Genomic DNA, 21,453 nt, shown 5'->3' with positions numbered 1-21,453 from the left:
CTCGGTGGTCCGGGTGGCCGAAGCAGCAGGGATCACCGTGGCACTCGCCACGGTGATCCCGCTCGGCCCAGAGCTACGGGCCGACGCGGCTGCCGAGGAGCTCCGTCAACGACTGAGCGAGTGGATCCGCTCCTCGGATCACACCTGCGTGGACTTCGACGCAGCGATCCGCTCGCAGACCGATCCGACCCGCCTCCAGCCCGAATACGCCGCCCCCGACGACACCCACCCCAACATCAACGGCTCCAAGCACCTCGCCCAGACCATGGTTGACGCCCTTGCCCACCGGTTCCCCTGACGCGCGACCGCTCCCCGGGCGATATCGAGCGGAAGCCGCGCGTCGGTCGGCCGCCTGAGCATCCAGCTCGGGCGCCGCCTACGCCGGTTGTGCCGCGTGGCTGTCGAGCAGTCTTCCCAGCAGAGCCTGGAGCTGCCGCTGCTCGGTCTGGTCGAGGCCGGCGAGGAGCTCGGCCTGGACGGTGTCGGCATGCTGTTGGAGTTCTTCGAGATACCGCCTTCCGGCGGCGGTGAGGGTGACCAGGTTGCGTCGCCGGTTGGCCGGGTCGGCCCGACGATCCACCCGACGGCTGCTTTCCAGCCGGGTGAGGATGCCGCTGACGTCGTTGCGGTCCAGGCCGAGGCGGCGGCCGAGTTCGGCCTGACTGAGCGCCCCGTACTCCTCCAGCGCGGCCAGCACGGCGAAGTCGGCGCGAGCGCTCAGCGGCATGCGTTGGGCGGTCAGCCGGGCGCCCAGGGTGGCCACCTTGTTCGCCTGCCAGCTGGCGAGCCCACGCAGTCGGGCCGGGGGTTGCAGTGCATGGTTCGGAACCGCCATGCACCCACTCTAACTGTTGGGCGTCCCAACATGACGTGCTACGTTGGTGTAACCAACGTTGGGTATCCCAACATCAGAGGAGTGATCCATGTCCCGTAATCCCGATCTGTCCGGTCACCGCGTTGTCGTGCCCGGCGGCACGGGCGCCGTCGGCGGAGGCGTCGTCCGCGCCTACCTCACCGCCGGCGCCGACGTCGTGGTCCCGAGCCGCAACCAGGAACGGGCCGACGAGTTCCGGCACCTGCTCGGCGACGCCGCCGGCGACCGGCTGCACCTGGTGGTGCACGACTACACGACGTTCCCCGGAGCAACGCAACTCGCCGACGAGATGGAGCACAGACTCGGCGGCGTCGACCACGTAGTGGCTCCGATCGGTGGCTGGTGGGCCGGCAAACCGCTCTGGGAGATCGACGAGAACGACTGGCAGGGCGCCTTCGTCAGGCTCACCTCCACGCACATGGCCGTCCTGCGGGCCTTCCTGCCCAAACTGAGCACCCGCGGCACCTACACGGTGATCGTCGGGACGTCCGCACTTACGCCGGTTCCTAGCAGCGGCCTGGTCAGCATGGAGCAGGCCGCCCTGCTGATGATGCGACGGGTCGCCGAAGCCGAGCTCACCGGTCCGCAGCGTGCCCACGCCCTCGTCCTCGACCCGGTCAGTACCCGCCTCACCGACCCCGCGGCACCGGACCGGGTGAGCGCCGACCAGGTCGGCGCGGTCGCCGTCGCCGCTGCCACCACCGAGGTCGGTAGTCGGGAGTTCCAGCTGGGCAACCGGGCCGAAGCGGACGACGCACTGGCACGGCTACAGGCCGGCCAGCCGAGCACGGTGGTCGCAGTGTCCACCATGGAACCCAAGGACGGACGACACGAGGACCTCGTCGCCTTGCTCGCCGAGCTCGCCCCGCTGATCCGCGCCGAACCGGCCTGCCTGCGGTACACGGTGCACCGCACCCACAGCGAGGCCGACGGACCGTTGCTGGTGATCCAGGAGTTCACCTCGATCGAGGGGTTCAGGCAGCACAGCACGACCATGGCGGACCAGATCCCGCGCCTGGCCGCCCTGCTGGCGCAACCCCCGAAGCCACCGGCCCTGTTCGAACCGGTGCTCCGGTAGGAACCGGCTCACGCCCGAGTTGCGAGTGCTGCGGGTCAGGGCCGGTTGTTCACGAGAGCGATTGCGCGCGTTTCGGGGACTCCGAGCATGAGCAGGCTCGTGATCGTCGCCGCGCGAGGGTCGTTCGACTGGTCGCCGTCCGCGATGGCGAACACGACGCCGTAGGCAAGCTGGCTCAGCATGCCCGCCGGCAGGTGAGTTGCGAACACGTCGCTGTCCTGGCCCCGCTTCACGAGCTCGGCGAGGAGTTCGTCGACCGGTCCGAGCAGGCCGTGGATCGCCTCGCTGTACTCGCCGCGGCGCAGCGCCAGCAGCAAGCGGTACCGGTGCGCCACCGGCCAGACTCGGGCGACGAATTCGACCCAGGTCGCGTCCGCGTCGGCGGCGTCGACTTCGGTGAGCACGGCTGTCATCTCGGTGACGGCCCGCTGCGTGAGTGTCCGGATCAGGTCGAGGCGCGAGGGGAAGTGGCCGTAGACGGTGCGGCGGACGACGCCGGCAGCGGAGGCGATGTCGCCCATCCCGGCGTCGGGGTTCTGTCCCAGCACGTCGAGGGCGACGTCGAGGATGCGATCGCGTGTCTCGTTCATCGAGCGCGCACGGGAGGACTCGGTGGGCACGGCACCAGTGTTGCACACTGGTGTGCAACGGCGTAGATTGCACACTAGTGTGCAACGAAGGTTGCGCTGTGCCTCGAAGCTCAGGAGAAGGCAATGACCGCACCGACACCGTCGCCCTCGACCCTCGTCCGCCCGTTCACCGTGTCGATCCCGGATTCGGAGATCGACGAGCTGAAGCGGCGACTGGCCGGAACTCGCTGGCCGGACCCGGAAACGGTGGGCGACTGGTCGCAAGGGGTCCGCGTGGAGAACGCCAGATCCCTGGTCGACTACTGGGCGCACGGCTACGACTGGCGGCGCTTCGAGTCCGAGCTCAACCGCTTCCCCCAGTTCCTGACCGAGATCGATGGTCTGGACATCCACTTCCTCCACGTCAGGTCCAGGAATCCCCACGCCATGCCGCTGATCCTCACGCACGGCTGGCCCGGCTCGATCGTCGAGTTCCTGAAGCTGATCGGCCCGCTGACCGATCCGGTCTCGTTCGGCGGGGACGCCGCCGACTCGTTCGACGTCGTCGTCCCATCGCTGCCCGGGTTCGGGTTCTCCCAGAAGCCCACGGAGACCGGGTGGACCGCATCGCGGATCGCCGGTGCGTGGGCGGAGCTGATGAAGCGTCTCGGCTACACGAGATGGGCCGCGCAAGGCGGCGACTGGGGCGCCGTCGTCACCACCGCGCTCGGGGCCATGCGCCCCGAGGGGCTCCTCGGAATTCATCTGAACACCCAGTACGCCTTTCCCGCACAGGTACCCGACACCCTGTCGCCCGAACAGCGTCACGCCGTGGAGACCCTCGCCCGCTACACCGGCGAGCTCGGTGGTTCGAACCACCTTCAGGGCACGAAGCCGCAGACCGTCGGATTCGCACTGGCGGACTCCCCCGCCGGCCAGGCGGCCTGGATCTACGAGAAGTTCCAGTCCAAGACCGACAACCACGGGCTCGCCGAGGACGTCCTCAGCATGGACGACATGCTCGACGCGATCTCCCTGTACTGGTTCACCAACAGCGCGGCGTCGTCCGCCCGCATCTACTGGGAGAACAGGACGGCCACGTTCGCCGGACCGAAGCTGACACTTCCGGTCGCGGTCACCGTCTTCCCGGCGGACATCCCGCGCCTGCCGCGAAGCTGGATCGAAGACACCTACAGCAATCTGATCCACTACGGCGAAGCCGACAAGGGCGGGCACTTCGCGGCCCTGGAACAGCCCGAGATCCTGGTCCGCGAGATCCGCGCCGGCCTGCGCACCCTGCGCGCCTGACGCCAACGCTCGACCTCGGCAACGCACGCTTTCCCGTCACGTGCGGGCTCCGAGGCAAACCGCTGGCGCTGCCTCAGGCGGCATTCGTGTCGGCGAGCTGGTCGGCGACGCTGCGGGGTTCCCTGTCCAGCAGTTCGGCGAGCACCGGCTCGGCTGCCGCGAAGCGGCCTTCCCGTGCGGCCTGGAAGGTGGTGAGACTCATCCGTGCCATCACCTCCGGTGTACCTGCGGCGACCTTCTCCGCGATCCAGGCCTCGTCGCCCAAGGTGACGCGCTTGATCTCACGGCCGCTGGCCTTCGACGCCATGACGGCGACGTCCTCGAACGTCACGGCCTCGCGGGCGGTCAGCGTTACCGGGCCGTCGAAGGTTCGGTCACCGGCCAGGATGACTGCTGCAGCTTCGGCGGCGTCGGCCCGGTCGGTCCAGGAGACCGGGCCGTCTGCCGGAGCTGTGATCGTGCCGGTCTGCTGCCACGGGCCTAGCAGCCAGGCAAGGCTGTGGGCGTAGAAACCGTTGCGCAGTGCGGTCCACGCGACGCCCGAGTCGGCCAGGAGCTGTTCGGCGGCGGCATGGTCACGCGCCGGATGGAACGGGCTGTCGACGCCGGCGCCCTGGTGGCTGGTGTAGAGAATGCGCCGGGCTCCCACCGCGACGGCGGCCTCGATACCGACACGGTGCAAGCCGACGGCATCGGCATGCGGATCGTTGGAGGAGACGAGCAGGACCTGATCGGCCCCCTCGAACGAGTGCCGCAGCGCGGCCGGGTCCTCGTAGGAGCCCTGACGCACCCGCACACCACGGTCGGCGAAGTGGCGCGCCTTGGCGACGTCGCGGACGCTGACACCGACTTCCTCAGCCGGCACGAGCTCGAGAAGGTGTTCGACGGTGGCGCCGTTCAGGGCACCGGTCGCTCCAGTGATGACGATCATGGGGTTTCCTTTCGTTCCGCGGTGCGCTGCGCGCCCACGGTGTGGGCTCAGTGGCCGCGAACGAGCGGCAGGAGGATGTCGTCGACGAGGTGCTCGATGAACGGTTGGTCGCACGGCTCTCCGACGATCACGATGCGGTGGACGATCACGGCCGGTGCGACCTCGGCGAAGAGTTGGGCAGCCTGGGGTGTCAGATGTTCTCCGTGCCGGACCGCCTTGCCCAGGGGCTCGTCAGTCATCGCCGCCTGGTCCCGGCGCAGAATGCGACGCATCTCCTCTGCGAGCCGCGCGTCGCTACGCATACCGGCGAACAGCGCGCCCAGCAGTCCGATCTCCTGTTCGGCGATCTGCTGGCACAACCAGGTGACCAGCCCGAGGAGATCTCCTCGCAGGTCGCGGGCGGCAGGCTCGGGAGGTGTGGCGTAGGAGCGGCGCTCGACCGCAGCCGCGACCAGCGCGGCCTTGTCGCGGTACCGACGGTAGATCGTCGTCTTCGCCGCCCCCGAACGGCTCGCGACCGCTTCCATGGACAGCTGCTCGTAGCCCACCTCAGTCAGCAACGACAGCGCCGCATCAAGGATGGCCAGGTCGCGGCTGGTATCACGTGGTCGGCCCATGACGGGTAGCCGGGCCGAACCGTCACCGTGCGAGCCACTCGATGTGCTTGCCATGCCCTCTCTCACTTTCGATACGCTACTGTTGCGTATCGAAAGTAGCACCGGAGTGCGCCCTCTGGCAACTGTCACGGTTCTGGCGATGGGCGTGCTCGTGACGCTGTGGGTCCGCGGCGGGCCGTGGGTACAAAAGCCGCAGCTCGCGTCGAACCTCACCCGCGCAGCCATGGACCTGGCCACTCGACTGCTGAGTGACCCCGAGCTCTCCTCGGAGATGCTGGCACGGCTGCTCGGGGTGTCCCGGCGCACCCTGCAGCGCGCCTTCGCGAAGGAGGGCACGTCGGTGGCGGAATACGTTCGCGACCAGCGGCTCGACGCCGTCCGACGCGCGCTCGACGCACCGCACGGCCGGCCGAACGTCGCCGAGCTGGCTGCCCGCTGGCAGTTCGCCGACGGCAGCCACCTCACGCAGGCATTCCGACGCCGGTTCGGGATGACGCCGACCGACTACGCGCGCACGACCGGTGCCCGCGACGAGCACGAGCTGCCCTGACCGGCAAGGCCGGCGGCGCCGGGTGATGGGACGACGGCGACACGTCGGCTGGCGTCCGCGTTCTATCTTCGTGCGTGGTGCCCGCGTAGGTTTGCGACGGCGGACGATGCCGTGGTCGCCCCGCAGCCCGTGCCGGGCGCTCGTGTCATACGGTGGGCGTCGGCGGTCCCTCCACGCCGCACCAGGCATGCTGTACCCATGCCGAAGACCTTGCCCTCTGGCCCCACCGTGATCAGCGACGACAGCGAGGTACGCTTCGTCGCCGGGGCCGACCAGTTCGCGATCCGTCTCAAGGACGGGCACCTGCACGTGCGCGCCATCGACACCAGCGGCAGCGAGGCCCAGCTCGCCGTGATTCCGACGTCGCGCAGCACCGTCAACCTGCAGATCGAGCACCCGGTCGCACCCGGGCCGGTCGAGGTGGCAGGGCCGACGCTGCGCTGAGTGTCCCAACCTGGACCACCAACGCTGCCCGTACGACTGCTGCCGATCGGGCGTCCGGGATCGCTCGAGCCCCCGCCGATAGTCTTGCCGACGTGCACCCCTCAGCCGCCGACGGCGTCCGGCGTATCGACTTCATGCCCTGGGAGTACGACCCGACGTCGGAGGAGGCCGAGGCACAGGCGGCCCGGCACCAAGAGCTGCGCGCCGACGGGGCCCGGGTCGGTGCGGGCGTCTTCATCGCCCCGAACTCGGCGGTCTTCTGCGACCGGCTCGCCATCGGCGACCGCAGCTACGTCGCGGCGCTCGCCTACGTCACGGGTGACGTGACGATCGGTGCGGACTGCTCGATCAACCCCTATGCCGTGGTCCGCGGCGACATCCGGATGGGCGACGGCGTGCGGATCGGCGCGCACAGCTCGGTGCTCGGCTTCAACCACCGCATGTCCAACGAGCTGCCGGTCTTCCGGCAGGGCACCTGGAGCAAGGGCATCACCATCGGCGACGACGTGTGGATCGGCTCGAACGCCACGATCCTCGACGGCGTCACGGTGGGAGACCATGTGGTGGTCGCGGCCGCCGCCGTCGTCACGAAGGACGTGCCCGACTGGGCTGTCGTCGCGGGCAATCCCGCGCGCGTCATCCGCAACCGCCGGACCGAGGCCCGCGCACCACAGACCCACACCCCAGAGACCGGCGCCCATACCCCACAGCCCCAGACCAACGCCCCACGGACCAAGACACACGCCCCACAAGCTGAGACCGCCCCGCAACCCTCGGATCTCACGGCCGAGCTCCAGGCCTTCGCGGCGAGGACACGCGACCAGGCCGGCGATCTCCTGGCCCGCTGTTTCGAGGACGGCCGGTTCGTCGACCGCCCCTCCGCCGCCGCGGGACCGCTCGAACCGGCCGTCCGCCCGTGGGCCGACGCCGTCGAGATCGCCGACCTGCTGCTCGACGGCGCGCCGCCCGGCTTCGAGGCCGCGGACCTGGTCCGGCGGCTCACCGCCCGGCAGGACCCGGCGACCGGGCTCATCCCTGCGGGCGACCTCTCCGATCGGGGCCTGGCCCAACCGCTCCCGTCCGGCGAGCCTCTGGTCCCGACGGACGGGAGCGCGAGCTACCACGTGCTCAGCGTCGGCTACGCCGTCCGGCTGCTCGGCGGACGGCTCCCGCATCCTGTTCGCGCGGTCCACGCGCTCGGCACCGAGATGTGGCTGAGCATCGTCTGGCTCCTGTCCGACTACCTCGGCCTCGTGGACTGCCTGGGCTACTGGCCGCGCGGTGTGCACCGCCCGGAGCCGCTGGTCCGGCTGGCGCCGATCGACGCACCGCGCTGAGGGACGCACCGGGCCGCCGTCAGCCCACCCCCGCACCGTGTCAGCGCCATGTCAGCCCCGTGTTCGCGGCCGAGACCAGCATCTCTCGCATGGAAAACACACAGCGGCTCACGCCCACCCCCGAGAACATCCGCCCCGGCGGCATCGTCGAGCGACTCCTCGCCGACAAGCACTCCCTGCCCCTGTCCATCGCGCTGCACCTCGTGCCCGGCGCCCTGATCGTCGCCGTCTACGCGTTCGCCGCCGCACCGTTCACCCGGGCGATCGGCTTCCCGCCGTTCCTCGCCTGGGCCATCGCCCTGGCGGTGGTGCTCTTCCCGATCCTGTTCGGCCTGTTGTGGCTGGGCCGCCGGCGCACCGGCCGCTACTCGCTGCACGGTGTGCTGCACTACCTCGACAAGCCCTTCTCCCGCGGGAAGATCACGGCCATCGGCATCGGCCTCATGCTGTACATGACGGTCGTGTCCCTCTCGCTCGCCCCGCTGGACACCTTCGTCTACGACCTGGCCTTCACCTGGATCCAGTACGAGGGTGCCGGCCCGTCCGCCACCACCTACCTCGACGGGTACTCGCAGCAGGCACTGATCACCACCCTGCTGATCTGCCTGCCGTTCACCGGCTTCCTTCTGCCGCTGATCGAGGAGTACTACTTCCGCGGGTTCCTGCTGCCGCGCCTGCCTCAGCTCGGCACGTGGGCGCCGCTGGTCAACACGGTCCTGTTCTCGGTGTACCACTTCTGGGCCCCGTGGACGGTCCTGTCGAAGATCGTCTTCCTGTTCCCGGGCGTCTGGTTCGTCTGGCGCAAGCACGACCTCCGGGGATCGATCTGGATGCACCCCGGGTCGGCGCTCCTCATGACCGCCGGCGGCCTCGTCGCCCTCTCGCTGGGGCTCATGTAGCAGATCCACCGGAGAGGGGCGCCGTCCATGGTGGGCGGCGCCCCTTTCCGACGTCGGCGGGGCTTGACGGCGGGAAGACCGACTGCCGACGTGTCAGGGACACGGCAGGGCCATGACAGCACCGCCGCCCAGAGTTGACCGCATGACGGACTCAGCGATCACGGCCTCAGGGCTGCGGAAGACCTACCACGACACGACCGTCCTGGACGGCATCGACCTCGACGTTCCCGTGGGCACGGTCTTCGCCCTGCTCGGCCCGAACGGGGCGGGCAAGACCACGACGGTCGACATACTGACCACCCTGCTCAGGGCCGACGGCGGCACGGCCCGGGTCGCCGGTCACGACGTCGCCACCGACGCCGAGGCGGTGCGCCGGGCGATCGGCATCGCCGGCCGGTTCGCCACCGTGGACAACCTGCTGACCGGCCGCGAGAACCTGAAGCGGACGGCGAAGCTACGCTCGGCGCCCGACGGCACGCGAGCCGTCACCGAGCTGCTGGAGCGGTTCGACCTGACCGACGCGGCATCGCAGCCCGCCTCGACCTACTCCGGCGGCATGCGCCGCAGGCTCGACCTGGCGATGGCCCTGATCCACAACCCGCGGGTCATCTTCCTGGACGGTCCGACGGCGGGCCTGGACCCCCGCGGCCGCGGCACCGTCCGGTCGGTCTTCCGCGACCTGGTGGCCGACGGCGCGACGCTCTTCCTCACCACCCAGGACCCGGCGGAGGCTGACGAGCTCGCAAACCGGATAGGGTTGCTCGACCGGGGCCGCGTGGTCGCCCAGGGCACTCCCGACGAGCTCAAGCGCCGCGTTCCCGGACCGCACGTCCGGCTCCGGTTCGGCACGGCCGCGGAGCGCGACGTCGCCGCCCGGGTCCTCACCGACTCCATGCGGGACGACGATCCGCTCACGCTGCGGGTGCCTGGCGGCACCGGGACAAGATCGCTCCGCACCCTGCTGGACCGGCTCGACGAGTACGCGCTCAGCGCCGACGAGTACTCCGTGCACGCTCCCGGCCTGGACGACGTCCTGCTCGCCCTGACCGGGCGCCCCGCACAGGTGGCAGCGGGCCCGGCTCGACGGTGACCGCGTGCCGCGCCGTCGGATAACCGCACGGAAACCGAACGCGTCACCGAGACCGAAACCCGCGCGGAGGCCGAACACCTCACGGACCGAGCGTGACCGCCACCAGCTCGTCCCAGCCCGTCTCGGCGCCCTCCCGCGCCGCCTCGGCGAACCCCGCGTCACCGAGGCGGCTGCGCGCCTCCCGCTCGATCCGCGCCGGATCCGGGTGGGAACGGTCCGGCAGCCCGCGCACGACGGTGCTCGCCGCGAGCAGCCGAGCGGCCTGCTCGGGCCGGCCGTCGCGCAGCGCCTGGTCCGCGACCCCGACGAGCGCCTGCGCGAGCATGGGCGCCTGCCCCGCCTCCGCGGCCGACCGGCAGGCCGCGGCGCGGTGCTCCCTGGCCTCGTCGACGTCGTCGGCCAGGTAGCCCATGACGTCGTGGCGCAGCGCGCGGACGTACGCCTGCTCCGCCGTGTCACCGAACAGGGCCGTCGCGACGTCGAGCTGCCGGGTCGCCTCCTCGGCGTCGCCGCGCCAGCGGGCGAGCTCGGCCTGCGCGAGGGCCAGGATGGCCAGCGAACCCGGCCACGTGACCTGTTCGGCGCACCGCCGGGCCTCGGCCAGGGCGGCCTGGCTCGCATCCTCGTCGCCGAGCAGCCAGTAGAGCTGCGCCTGTCGCGACCGCATCCGCATGACGTCGTCCGTGGAACCGACCGCCGCGACGGCCGCGACCGCCTGCTCGTAGTACTCGCACGCCTGGGCGAACTCACCGCGGACCGCGGTCCGGTCCGCCAGCTCCGACAGGGCGAACGAGATCCCGAACCGTTCGCCCAGCGGCCGGAACTCCGCGAGCGCCTGCTCGAGATACCGGTCCGCGTCCTGCTCGTCCTCGCCGGCCATGATCCGCAGCTTGCCGAGCTGCAGCCGGGCCAGCGCGCCCGCCCAGGGGTCCTCGTGCTGCAGCAGCGCCTCCCAGGCGGGCACCACCTGGTCCGGCGCGGTGAGCATGTGTTCGAGCGGCACGACGAACCCGATCAGCGGGTGCCCGGCCTGGCTGCCCCGGCTGAGCCGGTAGGCCTGGTGGATCCACTGCGGGACCAGGTTCACGTCGCCCAGCCCGGACACCATGAAGTGCACGACCAGCCCGTGCACCACGGCCCGGAGCTCGTCGGGCACCTCGCCGGGCAGCCCGGCGGCGGCGGTGACCAGCTCAAGGCCCTCGGCGCGCTGCCCGCTGAGCCACCAGTACCAGCCGGTGTACGCCGCGAGCCGCATCGCCGTCGGCGCCTCGCCGGCCGCGAGCGCACCGCGCATCGCGGCCCGGAGGTTGTCCCGCTCGGCGTCGAGCACAGCGAGCCAGTCCACCTGCTCGGCGCGGCGCAGGTGCGGGTCGGCGGTCTCGGCGAGCTCGGTGAAGTACGCGAGGTGCGCGTGGCGCGCGAGGTCGGTCTCCCCTGCCTCCGCGAGCCGGTGCGCCGCGTACTCCTTGATCGTGCCGAGCATCCGGTAGCGCGGCGCGCCGTCGCCGTCGGCGACCAGCAGCGACTTCTCGGTCAGCGCGGTGAGCAGGTCGAACACCTCGTCGCGCGCGACGGCGTCGCCCGCGCAGACCCGTTCGGCCGCCGCGAGGCTCGCCCCGCCCCAGAACACCGAGAGCCTGCGCAGGACCGTCCGTTCGGCGTCGGTCAGCAGCTCCCAGCTCCAGTCGACCATCGCGCGCAGCGTGCGGTGCCGCGGCAGCGCGGTGCGGCTGCCGCCGGTCAGCAGCCGGAACCGGTCGTCGAGCCCGCCCGCGAGCTGGTCGAGGGACATGGTGCGCAGGCGCGCGGCGGCCAGCTCGATCGCCAGCGGCATGCCGTCGAGCACCCGGGCGATGCGCGCCATCGTCGAGGCGGCGTGGGCGTCGTCCGCGAGGTCCTTGCGCACGGCGCCCGCCCGGTCCCGCAGCAGCCGGACGGCGGGGGCGGACTCGATCTCGGCGAGGCCGGCCTCCCCGCCCGGCAGCGCCAGCGGCAGCACCGGCCACAGCGCCTCGCCCGTGATGCCGATCGGCTCCCGGCTCGTCGCCAGGATCCGCAGTCGCCGACACTCCCCGAGCACCCGCTCGGCGAGCTTCGCCACAGGCTCGATGACGTGCTCGCAGTTGTCCAGGATGAGCAGCGCCTCCCGCTCGCGGACCGCCGCGATGATCCGGTCCACCGGTTCGAGGTTCGCCGTCTCGCCCAGCAGGGCGTCCCGCAGCCCGAGCCCGGCCAGCGTGGCCTGGCCGACGTCGCCGTCCGCACCGACGGCGGCCAGCTCGACCAGCCACACCCCGTCCGGCAGATCGCCGAGCAACGCGCGGGCGGTCTCCGTGGCCAGCCGGGTCTTGCCGGCCCCGCCCGGCCCGACCAGCGTGGTCAGCCGATGGTCCGCGACCAGCTCGCGGACCGCCGCGACGTCGGCGTCCCTGCCCACGAAGCTGGTCAGCTCTGCGCGCAGGTTGGTCGCGCGGTCCGCCTGCTCCGCCGGCCGCCGCAGCTCACCGCGCAGGACGGCGACGTGCACGGCGGACAGCTCCGGCGAGGGGTCGGCGCCCAGGGCGTCGGCAAGGGCCTCGCGCGTGCGCTCGTACACCAGCAGCGCCTCGGCGTCCTGCCCCGTGGCGGCGAGCGCGCGCATCAGCGCGGCGGCCAGCCGTTCGCGGACCGGGTGCTCCGCCACGAGGTCGGTGAGCTCCGGGACCAGGTCACCGCCGTGGCCGAGGCTCGTCTCCAGGTCGAACCGGTCTTCCAGGGCGGTCAGGCGCAGCCGCTCCAGCCGGGTGGCCGCGGCATCGAACGCGGCGCTGTCCTGCAGAGCGACGTCCTGCATCGCCGCGCCGCGCCACAGCGCGAGGGCCTCCCGCAGCAGGCGGACCCGCGCCGTTCCCTCGCCGTCGCGGGCCCTGCCGAGGAGGCGCTCGAACCGGACGGCGTCCACGACGTCGGGCTCTACCAGCAGCCGGTAGCCGCCCGCCTGCCCCTCGACCGCCCCGTCCGGCAGCACCTTCCGCAGGCGGGAGGCCAGGCGCTGCAGGGCGTTCGCCGCGTCCGACGGCGGATACTCGCCCCAGATCCAGTCCACGAGCGTCGCCCGCGGGACCACGCGACCCGGGCTCAGCGCGAGGGCGACCAGCAGGGCGCGTAGCCGTGCGCCGGGCACCTCGGCGACGACACCGTCGCCCAGGCCGACCTCGAACGGTCCAAGCATCCTGATCTGCACCGGCCGATCTTGGCACATCGGCGCTGGTCGCCGCGCTGGGCTGCCCGGCTCATCTCCCGCGCGCCTCCCGGCGACGGCGACGTGCCTGGGCGGCGCGCTCCTCGGCGTCGTCGAGCTCGCCCTCGACGGCGGCGAGACCCGAACGTGCCTTGTCCGCCTCCTTCCGAGCCTTGCCGATCGTGCGGCGAGCGGCGTCGCGCTCCATGGTCAGCCGCTCAAGCTCGCGGTCCAGGCGGTCGACCTCGCTCTCACCGTGCTCGACGGCCGCCTCCGCGGCATGCAGCCGCTCGCGCGCATCGTCGCGACGCGCCTCCAGCCGGTCGACCTCCGCGGACGTCTCGTCCACCGCCCGCTCCGCCGCCTCCAGGTCGGCCTCGCGCCCGCGCGCCGTGTCCTCGGCCTTCGCCTTGCGGCCACGCGTCTTGTCCCCAGCCTTCGTGCGGCCACGCGGCCCGACACCGGCGCCCGGCTCCGCGGCGCCCGCGCCCTGCTCCTCGGCTTCAGCGGATCCGGCATCGCGCTGCGCGGCGCCACCATCCGCACGTCCGACGTCGGCGTCCCGCCGCTTGGTGTCGGCGTCAGGCTGGCCGACGTCGGCGTCCGCCGGGCGCAGCGGGACCAGGTCGGCCTCCTCGCCGTGCTCGTCCACCACGCCGAACCCGGAGTGCTGCAGCGCTCGCGAGAGCCGACCGGCCCGCACGGCCACCGCGGCGTCGGCGTCCATGACGGCGGCGGTGAGCGTCTCGGTGAGGCGGTCCAGCACGGCCGCCGACACGGTTCGCCCGCCCACCTCGCCGGCCTCCCGCACCGCCCGGACCAGGGCCTCGATCCGCTCCCGCCGCAGATGGTCCAGCGCCCGGATCCGGCCGCGGTCCCGGTCCTCCGTCGCGGCCCGCAGCTCGTCCCCCACGGCGGCGATCGCCGCCACGTCGGCGGCGTGCTCCCGCACGACCTGGTTGATCACCCACGCCGCCACCGACGGCTTCGGCAGCCGCTTGACCCGCTCGGCACCGAGCCGGTCCCCGCCGTCCGCCGCCTGCCGGACGACGTCGTCCCGGCCGGCGATGAACCCTTCGAGCGGCAGGGTGTAGAGCGCGTCGATCGCATCATCGAGGTCGGCTGGTTCGGCTGCGCTCACGCTCTCACCGTGCCACGGCCAACCGCATGGTGCCCAGCCACATAGGGCCGCCATAGTGCCCGGCCACGTGGGCGCCGTCCTCCCGCGACACTCCGAACCGCACGAAGCCCCGACCAAGCCCCGAACCGCAAGATAGAGGCGACCCCATCGGTGCCGAACCGCAAGTTGCTGGTGTGTGCCCCTTGCCGAGCCGAATGTTGACTGTGCACCTCGGCGCCGAGCCGAAACTTCGTGGTCGATCTTTGTCCAGATCGACCCGTAGATTTCGGCTCGGCGCCGAGGGTGACATGTAGGTTGCGGTTCGGCCGGCTACTTGGTCTCGGAGGGTTCGCCCGGCCTCGCTGGACCGTCGACGCCGGCGTTCGCTTCCGTACCAGCGGCTCGATCCGCTCCCCCGTCACCGGCGGCCGGGTCCGGACCGTCGACGTCGTCACCACCAGCGGCATCGGTGCCGTCGGCCTGGTCCGCGCCGTCGACACCGGCGCCAGCGGCGTCATCACTGGCCGAGGGCTTCCCGGCGCCGGTCGGGTCGTCCTCTGCTGCGCCACCGGAGCTCTCAGCCTTGGCAGCATCCTCGTCCTCGCCAGCACCGGCCTCGCCGGCGCCCTCGGACTCCTCGTCCTCCGGCTCCCGACCCGGCAGGTACACCGACGGCTCGGGCTCCGGGTGCCGTCGGCCCTGCACCACGACGATGCCGATACCCAGCAGGACGGCGATCCCCGACGTCCAGATGTTCGCGGGGACGCCGAGGGGCGCGTCGCTCGTCGGGTCGATCCGGATGGCCTCGAGCCAGCTCCGGCCCAGGCCGTACCAGATCAGGTAGAGGCCGAACATGCGGCCCCAGCGCAGACCGGCCCCGGGAGTACCGCCGTCGGCCAGCACGGCGGCGTCCCGGCGGTTCACGCGCCGCTCGATGAACAGCAGCACCGCCACCCCGATGAGGTTCCAGATCATCTCGTACAGGAACAAGGGGTGGAACAGGGTCCCCTCGGGCGTGCCGGCCGGGAACATCGGCGCGTCGGACCGGATCTCCAGGCCCCAGGGCAGCGTGGTCGGCAGGCCGAACAGCTCCTGGTTCACGTAGTTGCCGATCCGCCCGATCGCCTGGGCCACCAGCAGGCCGGGCGCCAGGGCGTCGGCGAACGACCAGAAGCGCAGGCCGGTCAGGCGGCAGCCGATCCAGACGCCGACGGCGCCGCCGATGAGCGACCCGAAGAGGGCGTTGCCGCCCTCCCAGATCCGCACCCAGGCCCACGGGTCGACGCCGGGGCCGGTGAAGTCGCTGAGGTGGGTGAGCACGTGGTAGATCCGGGCGCCGACGATGCCGATCGGCACCGCCCACATCGCGATGTCGAGGGCGAGCCCGGGGGCCGCTCCGCGGGCGCGGAGCCGCCGGTCGGTGATGAATGCGGCGGCGACGATGCCCGCCAGCAGACACAGGGCGTAGGTGTGGATGGTGAGGGGGCCCAGGCTGAACTGCGACCACACGGGGTCGGGGCTGGGGATACTGGCCGAGAGCACGACCCGAAGGTACCGCGACCGGGCACCCGAGCACGACCGGCAAGGGCCGCCACTGACATAGGTTAGCCTTACCTCACCATGCCTGATCTCGCCCTGGCGCGCCGCGCCGCCGTGTTCGCCGCCGCGCTCGTCGCCCTGGCCGTGGCGGTGGTGCTGAGCCTCATGATCGGCCGCCAGGTGCTCGCGCCGGGCACGGTGGTACACGAGCTGTTCACCGCCACCGCGTCACCGGCCGGCGACATCGTGCGCGGCCTGCGCCTGGAGCGCACGGTGGTCGCCGTCGCCGTCGGCCTGGCGCTCGGTGGCGCAGGCGCGCTGATGCAGGCGCTGACCCGCAACCCGCTCGCCGACCCGGGACTGCTGGGCGTCAACGCGGGCGCCGCGGCCGCCGTCGTGACCGGCTTCGCCGTGCTCGGCGTCTCGAGCCGGCACGCGCAGCTCTGGCTCGCGCTGGCGGGGGCCGCGGCGGCGTCGGTCCTCGTGTACGTGATCGGCTCGGGCGGGCGCGCCACCACCACCCCGGCCCGCCTGGCCCTGGCCGGCGCCGCCCTCTCGGCGGTGCTGCTGTCCTGGGTGAACGGCCTGGCGCTGCGCGACCAGGAGACCTACGACGCGATGCGGCACTGGGTGGTGGGCTCCGTGGTGAACCGCGGCCTCGACACCCTCGCGGACGCCGTGCCGTTCCTGCTCGTCGGGGCCGTCGTGGCACTCATGGTCACGCCGGGGCTGAACGCGCTGGCGCTCGGTGAGGACACCGGTCGCGCGCTCGGCCTCAGCGTGCCGCGCACCCGCGCCCTCACCGCCGTCGCCGTGACCCTGCTGTGCGGCGCGGCCACCGCCGTCGCGGGGCCCATCGGGTTCGTTGGCCTCACGGTCCCGCACGTCGCGCGGTTCGTCGTCGGGCCGGACCAGCGGGCGGTGGTCCCCCTGTCGATGCTGCTCTCCGCCACCGTGCTGGTGCTCGCGGACACCGTGGGCCGCGTGGTGACCTCGGGCCGCGAGATCGAGGCGGGCGTGATGACCGCCCTGCTCGGCGCGCCGGTCTTCGTCGCGCTGGTCCGGCGGCGCAGGCTGGTGGCCCTGTGACGCCGGCGTCGCGGCCCCGCGCCCTCGCGGCCGGCCCCGGCCGCCTCCGGGCGCTCCGCCTCGGGCGCCGGTCGGTGCTGCTCGACCCGCGCGCCGCCGTCGTGTGCCTGCTGCTCGCGGCGGCGGTCGTGGTCGCGGTCGTCGCGAGCGTCCTGGCCGGCGAGCACCCCATGCCGATCGACGCCCTGGCGCGGGTGCTGAGCGGGACGGCGACGCCCGCGGAGGACCTGATCGTCGGGCAGCTCCGGGCGCCGCGCGTGCTCACCGGCGCCGTCGTGGGCCTCGCCCTCGGCGTCGCGGGCGCGCTCTTCCAGTCCCTGACCCGCAACCCGCTGGGCAGCCCGGACGTGATCGGCTTCGACACCGGCGCGGCGACGGGCGCCCTGGTGGCCATGCTCTTCGCCGGCGGCGGGTTGCTCACCACGGCCCTGGGCGCGGTGGCGGGCGGGGCGGGTACCGCCGTCGCCGTCCTGCTGCTGGCCACGCGGCACGGGCAGGGCGGCCACGGCCCCGATGCGCTCCGCCTGGTGCTCGTGGGGCTCGGCACGGGGCTCGGGCTCGCGGCGCTCAACTCGATGCTCGTGGTGAGCTCCAACCTCTACGACGCGCAGAGCGCCGCCGTCTGGCTCATCGGCAACCTCGCCGGACGGGACTGGAGCCGCCTCGCGCTCCTCGCCCCGGTCGTGGCGGTGGGCGTCGTGCTCGCGCTCCTGCTGAGCCGCCGGCTCACCGTGGCCGAGCTGGGCGACGACGGCGCCGCCGCCCTCGGCCTGCGACCCGGCCCCCTGCGCATCGCGGCCGTCGCGGTCGGCATCCTGCTGGCGTCGTCGGCCGTGGCCACAGCGGGCCCGATCGGCTTCGTCGCGCTCGCCGCCCCGCAGGTCGCCCGGCGGCTGACCAGGGCGGACGGGCCCGGCCTGCTGGCCGCCGGGCTCACCGGCGCGCTGGTGCTGGTCCTCGCCGACCTGGCCGCGCGCGAGGCGTTCGTCCCGCGCGAGACCGCTGTCGGTGTGCTGACCGGCGGCGTCGGCGGGCTCTACCTCGTCTGGCTGCTCGGACGCGAGTGGCGGAAGGGACACGCATGACCCAGACCACGCCGCACCAGGACACCACGGCACACCGGCTGCGCGCCGAGCAGGTGACGCTCGGGTACGGCGGCGAACCGATCGTCGACCGGCTCGACCTGACCGTGCCCGACGGGTCGTTCACCGTCATCCTCGGCGCCAACGGCAGCGGCAAGTCCACGCTCCTGCGCGGGCTCGCCCGCCTGCTGCGGCCCACCGGCGGCACGGTGCTGCTCGACGGCGAGCCGGTGAGCCACCGGTCCGCCAAGGACGTCGCCCGGCGGCTGGCCCTGCTGCCGCAGTCCCAGGTCGCGCCCGAGGGCATCGGCGTGGCCGAGCTCGTCGCGCGCGGCCGCTACCCGCACCAGTCCCTGCTGCGGCAGTGGGCGCCCGCCGACGGCGCCGCCGTCCGGACGGCGATGGAGCTCACCGACACCACGGACCTGGCCGACCGGCGGCTCGACGAGCTGTCCGGCGGCCAGCGCCAGCGCGTGTGGCTCGCCATGGCGCTGGCCCAGGAGACCGACCTGCTGCTGCTCGACGAGCCCACCACCTACCTCGACCTGGCCCACCAGGTCGAGGTCCTGGAGCTGTGCGCTCGGCTGCGTACCGAGCACGGCCGCACCGTGGTCGCCGTGCTGCACGACATCAACCTCGCCTGCCGCTACGCCACCCACGTGGTGGCGATGAAGGACGGCGCGATCGTGGCGACCGGCTCCCCTGCCGACGTCGTCACCCCCGGCCTCGTCGAGCACGTCTACGGGCTGCCCGCCCGCGTCATCGCCGACCCGGAGGCCGGCACCCCGCTCGTCGTCCCGCGCCTGCGCGCGCCCGGACGACCCCACCACGAAGGAGAGACACCGTGAACCACGGCCCCCGGCGCCTCGCCGCCGCCGCGCTCGCCGCGACCACCGCCCTCACCCTCGCCGCCTGCGGCGCCGCCGGCACTGACACGGGCAGCACCGACGACGACGGCGCGGCGCCGGCCGGCCCGTTCGAGTACACCGACGCGCGCGGCGAGACCATACGGCTCGACGCGGTACCGCAGACCGTCGTCGCGCAGTCCAGCGTGGCCGCGGCCCTGTGGGACGCGGGCTACCAGGTCGACGGCGTCTACGGCGAGCTGGCCGAGACCGACGGCGAGCTGGGCTACCAGGCCGGCGAGATCGACTTCGACCAGGTGACGAACCTCGGCGCCACCTACGGCGAGTTCGACGTCGAGGACTACGGCCTCATGAACCCCGAGCTGCTCGTCGACTACACGTTCGACGGCGACGCCCTCTGGTACGTCCCCGCCGAGCAGGCGGAGCAGATCCTCGGGCTCGCCCCGTCCATCGGCATGCAGGGCAACTGGACCAGCACCGACGACGCGATCGCCGAGTTCGTCGGCCTGGCGGGCAAGCTCGGCGCCGACACCGGCAGCGCGGAGCTCGCCGCCGACCAGGAGGCCTACGACGCGGCCCTCGCGGACGTCTCGGCGGCGTCGGCCGAGACGGGCCTGCAGGTGGCCGTCCTCTCCGGCGACGCGAACAGCCTCTACGTCGCCGACCCCGACACGCTGCCCGAGCTGGGCACCCTGCGCGAGGCCGGGCTCGACATCCTGGACGAGGCGGGGCCCGACGGCGAGGTCTTCCACCAGCTCAGCTGGGAGCAGGCGGCCGACTACGCCGACGCCGACGTCATCCTCTTCGACGCCCGCGCCCGCAAGTCCATGGCGGCCGACCTCGCGAAGATCGACACCTGGGCCAGCCTGCCCGCCGTCCGGGCCGGCCAGGTCTACGACTGGTACGCGGCGGCGCCGTACTCGTACCGGGCCTACGCCGAGATCTACCAGGAGATCGCGGACGAGCTGCAGGCGGCCGAGGATCTGTAACCGCGACCGAGGATGTGTCCCCGTGCCGGGTTGACCGACCCGGGGACCATCCTCGCCGAACCGCAAGCTAGTGGTCACCACTGGCGCCGAACCGAAGGTTGTGCGTCCTCATGGACGCTGATCGACGTGTGCCCTGCGGTTCGGCGACTCGATCCGCTCACAAGTTTCGGGTCGGCGACGGGTCTCACGTCTTGTTTGCGGTTCGGCGCCGCGGCTTCGCTCGGGCGGGACCTAGCGGCGGCGCTTCTCCCGGACGCGCACCGAGATCTCGATCGGCGTGCCCTCGAAGCCGAACGTCTCGCGCAGGCGGCGCTCGATGAACCGGCGGTAGCCGGCCTCGAGGAACCCCGTGGCGAAGACGACGAACCGCGGCGGGCGGGTCGAGGCCTGCGTGGCGAACAGGATGCGCGGCTGCTTGCCGCCGCGCAGCGGGTGCGGGTGCGCGGCCACCAGCTCGCCGAGGAACGCGTTGAGCTTGCCCGTCGGGATCCGCCGGTCCCAGGACTCGAGCGACCGCTCGATCGCCGGAACCAGGCGCTCGCTGTGCCAGCCGGTGCGCGCCGACAGGTTGACCCGCGGCGCCCACGCGATCTGGACCAGCTCCTTCTCGATCTCACGCTCGAGGAAGGGGCGGCGGTCCTCGTCCATGAGGTCCCACTTGTTGTACGCGATGACCAGGGCGCGGCCGGCGTCCACGACCTGCTGGATCACGCGGACGTCCTGCTCGGTCAGCGGGGTCGATGCGTCGATGAGCACCACGCCGACCTCGGCCTTCTCGATGGCGGCGGCCGTGCGCAGCGACGCGTAGAAGTCGGCGCCCCTGGTCTGGTGCACGCGACGGCGGATGCCGGCGGTGTCCACGAACCAGTACGGGATGCCGCGCAGCTCGATGAGCTCGTCGACCGGGTCGCGGGTGGTGCCGGCCACCTCGTCCACGACCACGCGCTCCGCACGCGCGATCTTGTTCAGCAGAGACGACTTGCCGACGTTCGGCCGCCCGACGAGCGCCACGCGGCGCGGGCCCGCGGGCCGCAGCGTGCCGTGCGCCGACGTCGTGGGCAGCGCCTTGACGGCGGCGTCCAGCAGGTCGCCCGTGCCGCGGCCGTGCAGCGCCGAGACGGGGTACGGCTCGCCGAGGCCAAGGCTCCACAGGTAGGCGGCGTCCGCCTCGCCCGACGCGCCGTCCACCTTGTTGGCGCACAGCACCACCGGCTTGCCCGAGCGGCGCAGCAGCTCGACGACGCGCTCGTCGGTGGCGGTCGCGCCGACGGTGGCGTCGACCACGAACACCACGGCGTCGGCCAGCGAGATCGCGATCTCCGCCTGCTCGGCCACCTTGGACTCGATGCCGGCGACGTCGACCTCCCAGCCGCCCGTGTCCACGAGCATGAACCGGCGGCCGGCCCACTCGGCCGGGTACGACACGCGGTCGCGCGTCACGCCCGGCTTGTCCTCCACGACCGCCTCCCGGCGGCCGAGGATGCGGTTGACCAGGGTCGACTTGCCGACGTTCGGCCGCCCGATGATGGCGAGCACCGGCAGGATCTGCTCGGCCTCGGACTCCTCGTCGGCCCACTCGGAGGCCAGGAGGGCCTGGTCCGCCTCGTCGAGCTCGAACTCCTCCAGGCCGGCGCGCAGGGCGCGCTCGCGCGCGCGGTCGTCCTCGGTCTCGTGCAGGTCGACGTCGGGGGCGACGGGCGGCGCGGCGTCCGGGGCAGCATCATCTCGGGCCGCCGCGTCCAGGGCAGCCTCCGATGCAGAGGAGTCGTGGGTCATGCCCCCATTGTCGCAGGCCCGCCGCCGTCGGGCCGCCTCGCGGGCGTATGACCTGCGTCGCTCCTGGGCTCAGCC

The 21,453-nt window shown here is 72.7% G+C and carries 19 protein-coding genes and 1 pseudogene; 12 read left to right on the top strand and 8 right to left on the bottom strand.

Features of this window, described 5'->3' with window-relative positions; all coding sequences use genetic code 11:
• Window positions 1–13: 13 nt before the first annotated feature.
• Window positions 14–298: an SGNH/GDSL hydrolase family protein gene (locus AC0QU1_RS11075; RefSeq protein ID WP_483576428.1), complete on the top strand. Its 285-nt coding sequence runs from the start codon at window positions 14–16 to the stop codon at window positions 296–298.
• 78 nt (window positions 299–376) lie between these two features.
• Here the strand turns inward: AC0QU1_RS11075 and AC0QU1_RS11070 are convergent, their stop codons facing one another.
• Window positions 377–835: a MarR family winged helix-turn-helix transcriptional regulator gene (locus tag AC0QU1_RS11070; RefSeq protein ID WP_483576427.1), complete on the bottom strand. Its 459-nt coding sequence runs from the start codon at window positions 833–835 to the stop codon at window positions 377–379.
• An 88-nt stretch (window positions 836–923) separates the two neighbouring features.
• On the opposite strand from AC0QU1_RS11070, the gene AC0QU1_RS11065 reads away from it, so the two are divergent.
• A complete protein-coding gene (locus AC0QU1_RS11065; RefSeq protein ID WP_483576426.1) occupies window positions 924–1,952 on the top strand; it encodes an SDR family NAD(P)-dependent oxidoreductase in 1,029 nt (342 codons plus the stop codon).
• A 35-nt stretch (window positions 1,953–1,987) separates the two neighbouring features.
• On the opposite strand, the gene AC0QU1_RS11060 is transcribed toward AC0QU1_RS11065, so the two are convergent.
• Window positions 1,988–2,572, bottom strand: coding sequence for a TetR/AcrR family transcriptional regulator (locus tag AC0QU1_RS11060; RefSeq protein ID WP_483576425.1), 585 nt, complete (start codon window positions 2,570–2,572; stop codon window positions 1,988–1,990).
• Window positions 2,573–2,665: 93 nt separating this feature from the next.
• On the opposite strand from AC0QU1_RS11060, the gene AC0QU1_RS11055 reads away from it, so the two are divergent.
• The gene (locus tag AC0QU1_RS11055) at window positions 2,666–3,829 is read left to right on the top strand and encodes an epoxide hydrolase family protein (protein WP_483576424.1); all 1,164 of its coding nucleotides are present in this window, start codon (window positions 2,666–2,668) and stop codon (window positions 3,827–3,829) included.
• Between the two features lie 73 nt (window positions 3,830–3,902).
• Here the strand turns inward: AC0QU1_RS11055 and AC0QU1_RS11050 are convergent, their stop codons facing one another.
• Window positions 3,903–4,760 carry an NmrA family NAD(P)-binding protein gene (locus AC0QU1_RS11050; RefSeq protein ID WP_483576423.1) on the bottom strand — a complete coding sequence of 286 codons (858 nt, stop codon included), beginning with the start codon at window positions 4,758–4,760 and terminating at the stop codon, window positions 3,903–3,905.
• 47 nt (window positions 4,761–4,807) lie between these two features.
• Window positions 4,808–5,431, bottom strand: a complete 624-nt coding sequence (locus AC0QU1_RS11045; protein WP_483576422.1) for a TetR/AcrR family transcriptional regulator — start codon at window positions 5,429–5,431, stop codon at window positions 4,808–4,810.
• Between the two features lie 85 nt (window positions 5,432–5,516).
• Between AC0QU1_RS11045 and AC0QU1_RS11040 the strand changes: the two genes are divergently transcribed.
• The 5 genes from AC0QU1_RS11040 to AC0QU1_RS11020 all read left to right on the top strand — a co-directional run bounded on the left by AC0QU1_RS11040 (window position 5,517) and on the right by AC0QU1_RS11020 (window position 9,697).
• Window positions 5,517–5,927 carry a helix-turn-helix transcriptional regulator gene (locus AC0QU1_RS11040; protein ID WP_483576421.1) on the top strand — a complete coding sequence of 137 codons (411 nt, stop codon included), beginning with the start codon at window positions 5,517–5,519 and terminating at the stop codon, window positions 5,925–5,927.
• Between the two features lie 198 nt (window positions 5,928–6,125).
• Complete coding sequence (locus tag AC0QU1_RS11035) at window positions 6,126–6,371, top strand: hypothetical protein (protein ID WP_483576420.1); 246 nt, start codon at window positions 6,126–6,128, stop codon at window positions 6,369–6,371.
• A gap of 92 nt (window positions 6,372–6,463) precedes the next feature.
• Window positions 6,464–7,708 carry an acyltransferase gene (locus AC0QU1_RS11030; RefSeq protein ID WP_483576419.1) on the top strand — a complete coding sequence of 415 codons (1,245 nt, stop codon included), beginning with the start codon at window positions 6,464–6,466 and terminating at the stop codon, window positions 7,706–7,708.
• 89 nt (window positions 7,709–7,797) lie between these two features.
• Window positions 7,798–8,607 (top strand): CPBP family glutamic-type intramembrane protease, encoded by an 810-nt coding sequence (locus tag AC0QU1_RS11025; RefSeq protein ID WP_483576418.1) that lies wholly within the window; start codon window positions 7,798–7,800, stop codon window positions 8,605–8,607.
• 142 nt (window positions 8,608–8,749) lie between these two features.
• Window positions 8,750–9,697 carry an ATP-binding cassette domain-containing protein gene (locus AC0QU1_RS11020; RefSeq protein WP_483576417.1) on the top strand — a complete coding sequence of 316 codons (948 nt, stop codon included), beginning with the start codon at window positions 8,750–8,752 and terminating at the stop codon, window positions 9,695–9,697.
• A 79-nt stretch (window positions 9,698–9,776) separates the two neighbouring features.
• Here the strand turns inward: AC0QU1_RS11020 and AC0QU1_RS11015 are convergent, their stop codons facing one another.
• The 3 genes and pseudogenes from AC0QU1_RS11015 to lgt form a co-directional block, all read right to left on the bottom strand.
• Complete coding sequence (locus AC0QU1_RS11015; RefSeq protein ID WP_483576416.1) at window positions 9,777–12,920, bottom strand: ATP-binding protein; 3,144 nt, start codon at window positions 12,918–12,920, stop codon at window positions 9,777–9,779.
• 49 nt (window positions 12,921–12,969) lie between these two features.
• Window positions 12,970–14,058 carry a hypothetical protein gene (locus AC0QU1_RS11010; RefSeq protein ID WP_483576415.1) on the bottom strand — a complete coding sequence of 363 codons (1,089 nt, stop codon included), beginning with the start codon at window positions 14,056–14,058 and terminating at the stop codon, window positions 12,970–12,972.
• A 516-nt stretch (window positions 14,059–14,574) separates the two neighbouring features.
• Window positions 14,575–15,579, bottom strand: a pseudogene (lgt, locus tag AC0QU1_RS11005) (prolipoprotein diacylglyceryl transferase); the annotation flags it as partial.
• Window positions 15,580–15,657: 78 nt separating this feature from the next.
• Here lgt and AC0QU1_RS11000 point away from each other — a divergent pair.
• From AC0QU1_RS11000 to AC0QU1_RS10985, 4 genes are read left to right on the top strand one after another with little or no spacing between them, the layout of a single operon-like run.
• The gene (locus AC0QU1_RS11000; protein WP_483576414.1) at window positions 15,658–16,665 is read left to right on the top strand and encodes a FecCD family ABC transporter permease; all 1,008 of its coding nucleotides are present in this window, start codon (window positions 15,658–15,660) and stop codon (window positions 16,663–16,665) included.
• Window positions 16,662–17,750: a FecCD family ABC transporter permease gene (locus tag AC0QU1_RS10995; RefSeq protein ID WP_483576413.1), complete on the top strand. Its 1,089-nt coding sequence runs from the start codon at window positions 16,662–16,664 to the stop codon at window positions 17,748–17,750. Before AC0QU1_RS11000 ends, AC0QU1_RS10995 begins: the two co-directional genes overlap by 4 nt.
• Window positions 17,747–18,595 carry an ABC transporter ATP-binding protein gene (locus tag AC0QU1_RS10990; RefSeq protein WP_483576412.1) on the top strand — a complete coding sequence of 283 codons (849 nt, stop codon included), beginning with the start codon at window positions 17,747–17,749 and terminating at the stop codon, window positions 18,593–18,595. Before AC0QU1_RS10995 ends, AC0QU1_RS10990 begins: the two co-directional genes overlap by 4 nt.
• Window positions 18,592–19,602: an ABC transporter substrate-binding protein gene (locus AC0QU1_RS10985; RefSeq protein ID WP_483576411.1), complete on the top strand. Its 1,011-nt coding sequence runs from the start codon at window positions 18,592–18,594 to the stop codon at window positions 19,600–19,602. The genes AC0QU1_RS10990 and AC0QU1_RS10985 overlap by 4 nt, the downstream gene beginning before the upstream one ends.
• Window positions 19,603–19,833: 231 nt before the next feature.
• Here the strand turns inward: AC0QU1_RS10985 and der are convergent, their stop codons facing one another.
• On the bottom strand, window positions 19,834–21,378 hold the full coding sequence (gene der, locus AC0QU1_RS10980) for a ribosome biogenesis GTPase Der (protein WP_483576410.1): 1,545 nt from the start codon (window positions 21,376–21,378) through the stop codon (window positions 19,834–19,836).
• Window positions 21,379–21,453 lie beyond the last annotated feature (75 nt).

The sequence above is a fragment of the Promicromonospora noduliphila genome, assembly GCF_056951025.1.
Note: the sequence above shows the minus strand (reverse complement) of the source record. Positions and strands in the feature narration are given on the sequence as shown.

What these genes read in the sequence shown, in the direction of transcription:
- AC0QU1_RS11070 (WP_483576427.1), bottom strand. Translation starts at nt 835, where the DNA reads ATGGCGGTTCCGAACCATGCACTGCAACCCCCGGCCCGACTGCGTGGG.
- AC0QU1_RS11065 (WP_483576426.1), top strand. Translation starts at nt 924, where the DNA reads ATGTCCCGTAATCCCGATCTGTCCGGTCACCGCGTTGTCGTGCCCGGC.
- AC0QU1_RS11055 (WP_483576424.1), top strand. Translation starts at nt 2,666, where the DNA reads ATGACCGCACCGACACCGTCGCCCTCGACCCTCGTCCGCCCGTTCACC.
- AC0QU1_RS11050 (WP_483576423.1), bottom strand. Translation starts at nt 4,760, where the DNA reads ATGATCGTCATCACTGGAGCGACCGGTGCCCTGAACGGCGCCACCGTC.
- AC0QU1_RS11045 (WP_483576422.1), bottom strand. Translation starts at nt 5,431, where the DNA reads ATGGCAAGCACATCGAGTGGCTCGCACGGTGACGGTTCGGCCCGGCTA.
- AC0QU1_RS11040 (WP_483576421.1), top strand. Translation starts at nt 5,517, where the DNA reads ATGGGCGTGCTCGTGACGCTGTGGGTCCGCGGCGGGCCGTGGGTACAA.
- AC0QU1_RS11035 (WP_483576420.1), top strand. Translation starts at nt 6,126, where the DNA reads ATGCCGAAGACCTTGCCCTCTGGCCCCACCGTGATCAGCGACGACAGC.
- AC0QU1_RS11025 (WP_483576418.1), top strand. Translation starts at nt 7,798, where the DNA reads ATGGAAAACACACAGCGGCTCACGCCCACCCCCGAGAACATCCGCCCC.
- AC0QU1_RS11020 (WP_483576417.1), top strand. Translation starts at nt 8,750, where the DNA reads ATGACGGACTCAGCGATCACGGCCTCAGGGCTGCGGAAGACCTACCAC.
- AC0QU1_RS11000 (WP_483576414.1), top strand. Translation starts at nt 15,658, where the DNA reads ATGCCTGATCTCGCCCTGGCGCGCCGCGCCGCCGTGTTCGCCGCCGCG.
- AC0QU1_RS10990 (WP_483576412.1), top strand. Translation starts at nt 17,747, where the DNA reads ATGACCCAGACCACGCCGCACCAGGACACCACGGCACACCGGCTGCGC.
- der (WP_483576410.1), bottom strand. Translation starts at nt 21,378, where the DNA reads ATGACCCACGACTCCTCTGCATCGGAGGCTGCCCTGGACGCGGCGGCC.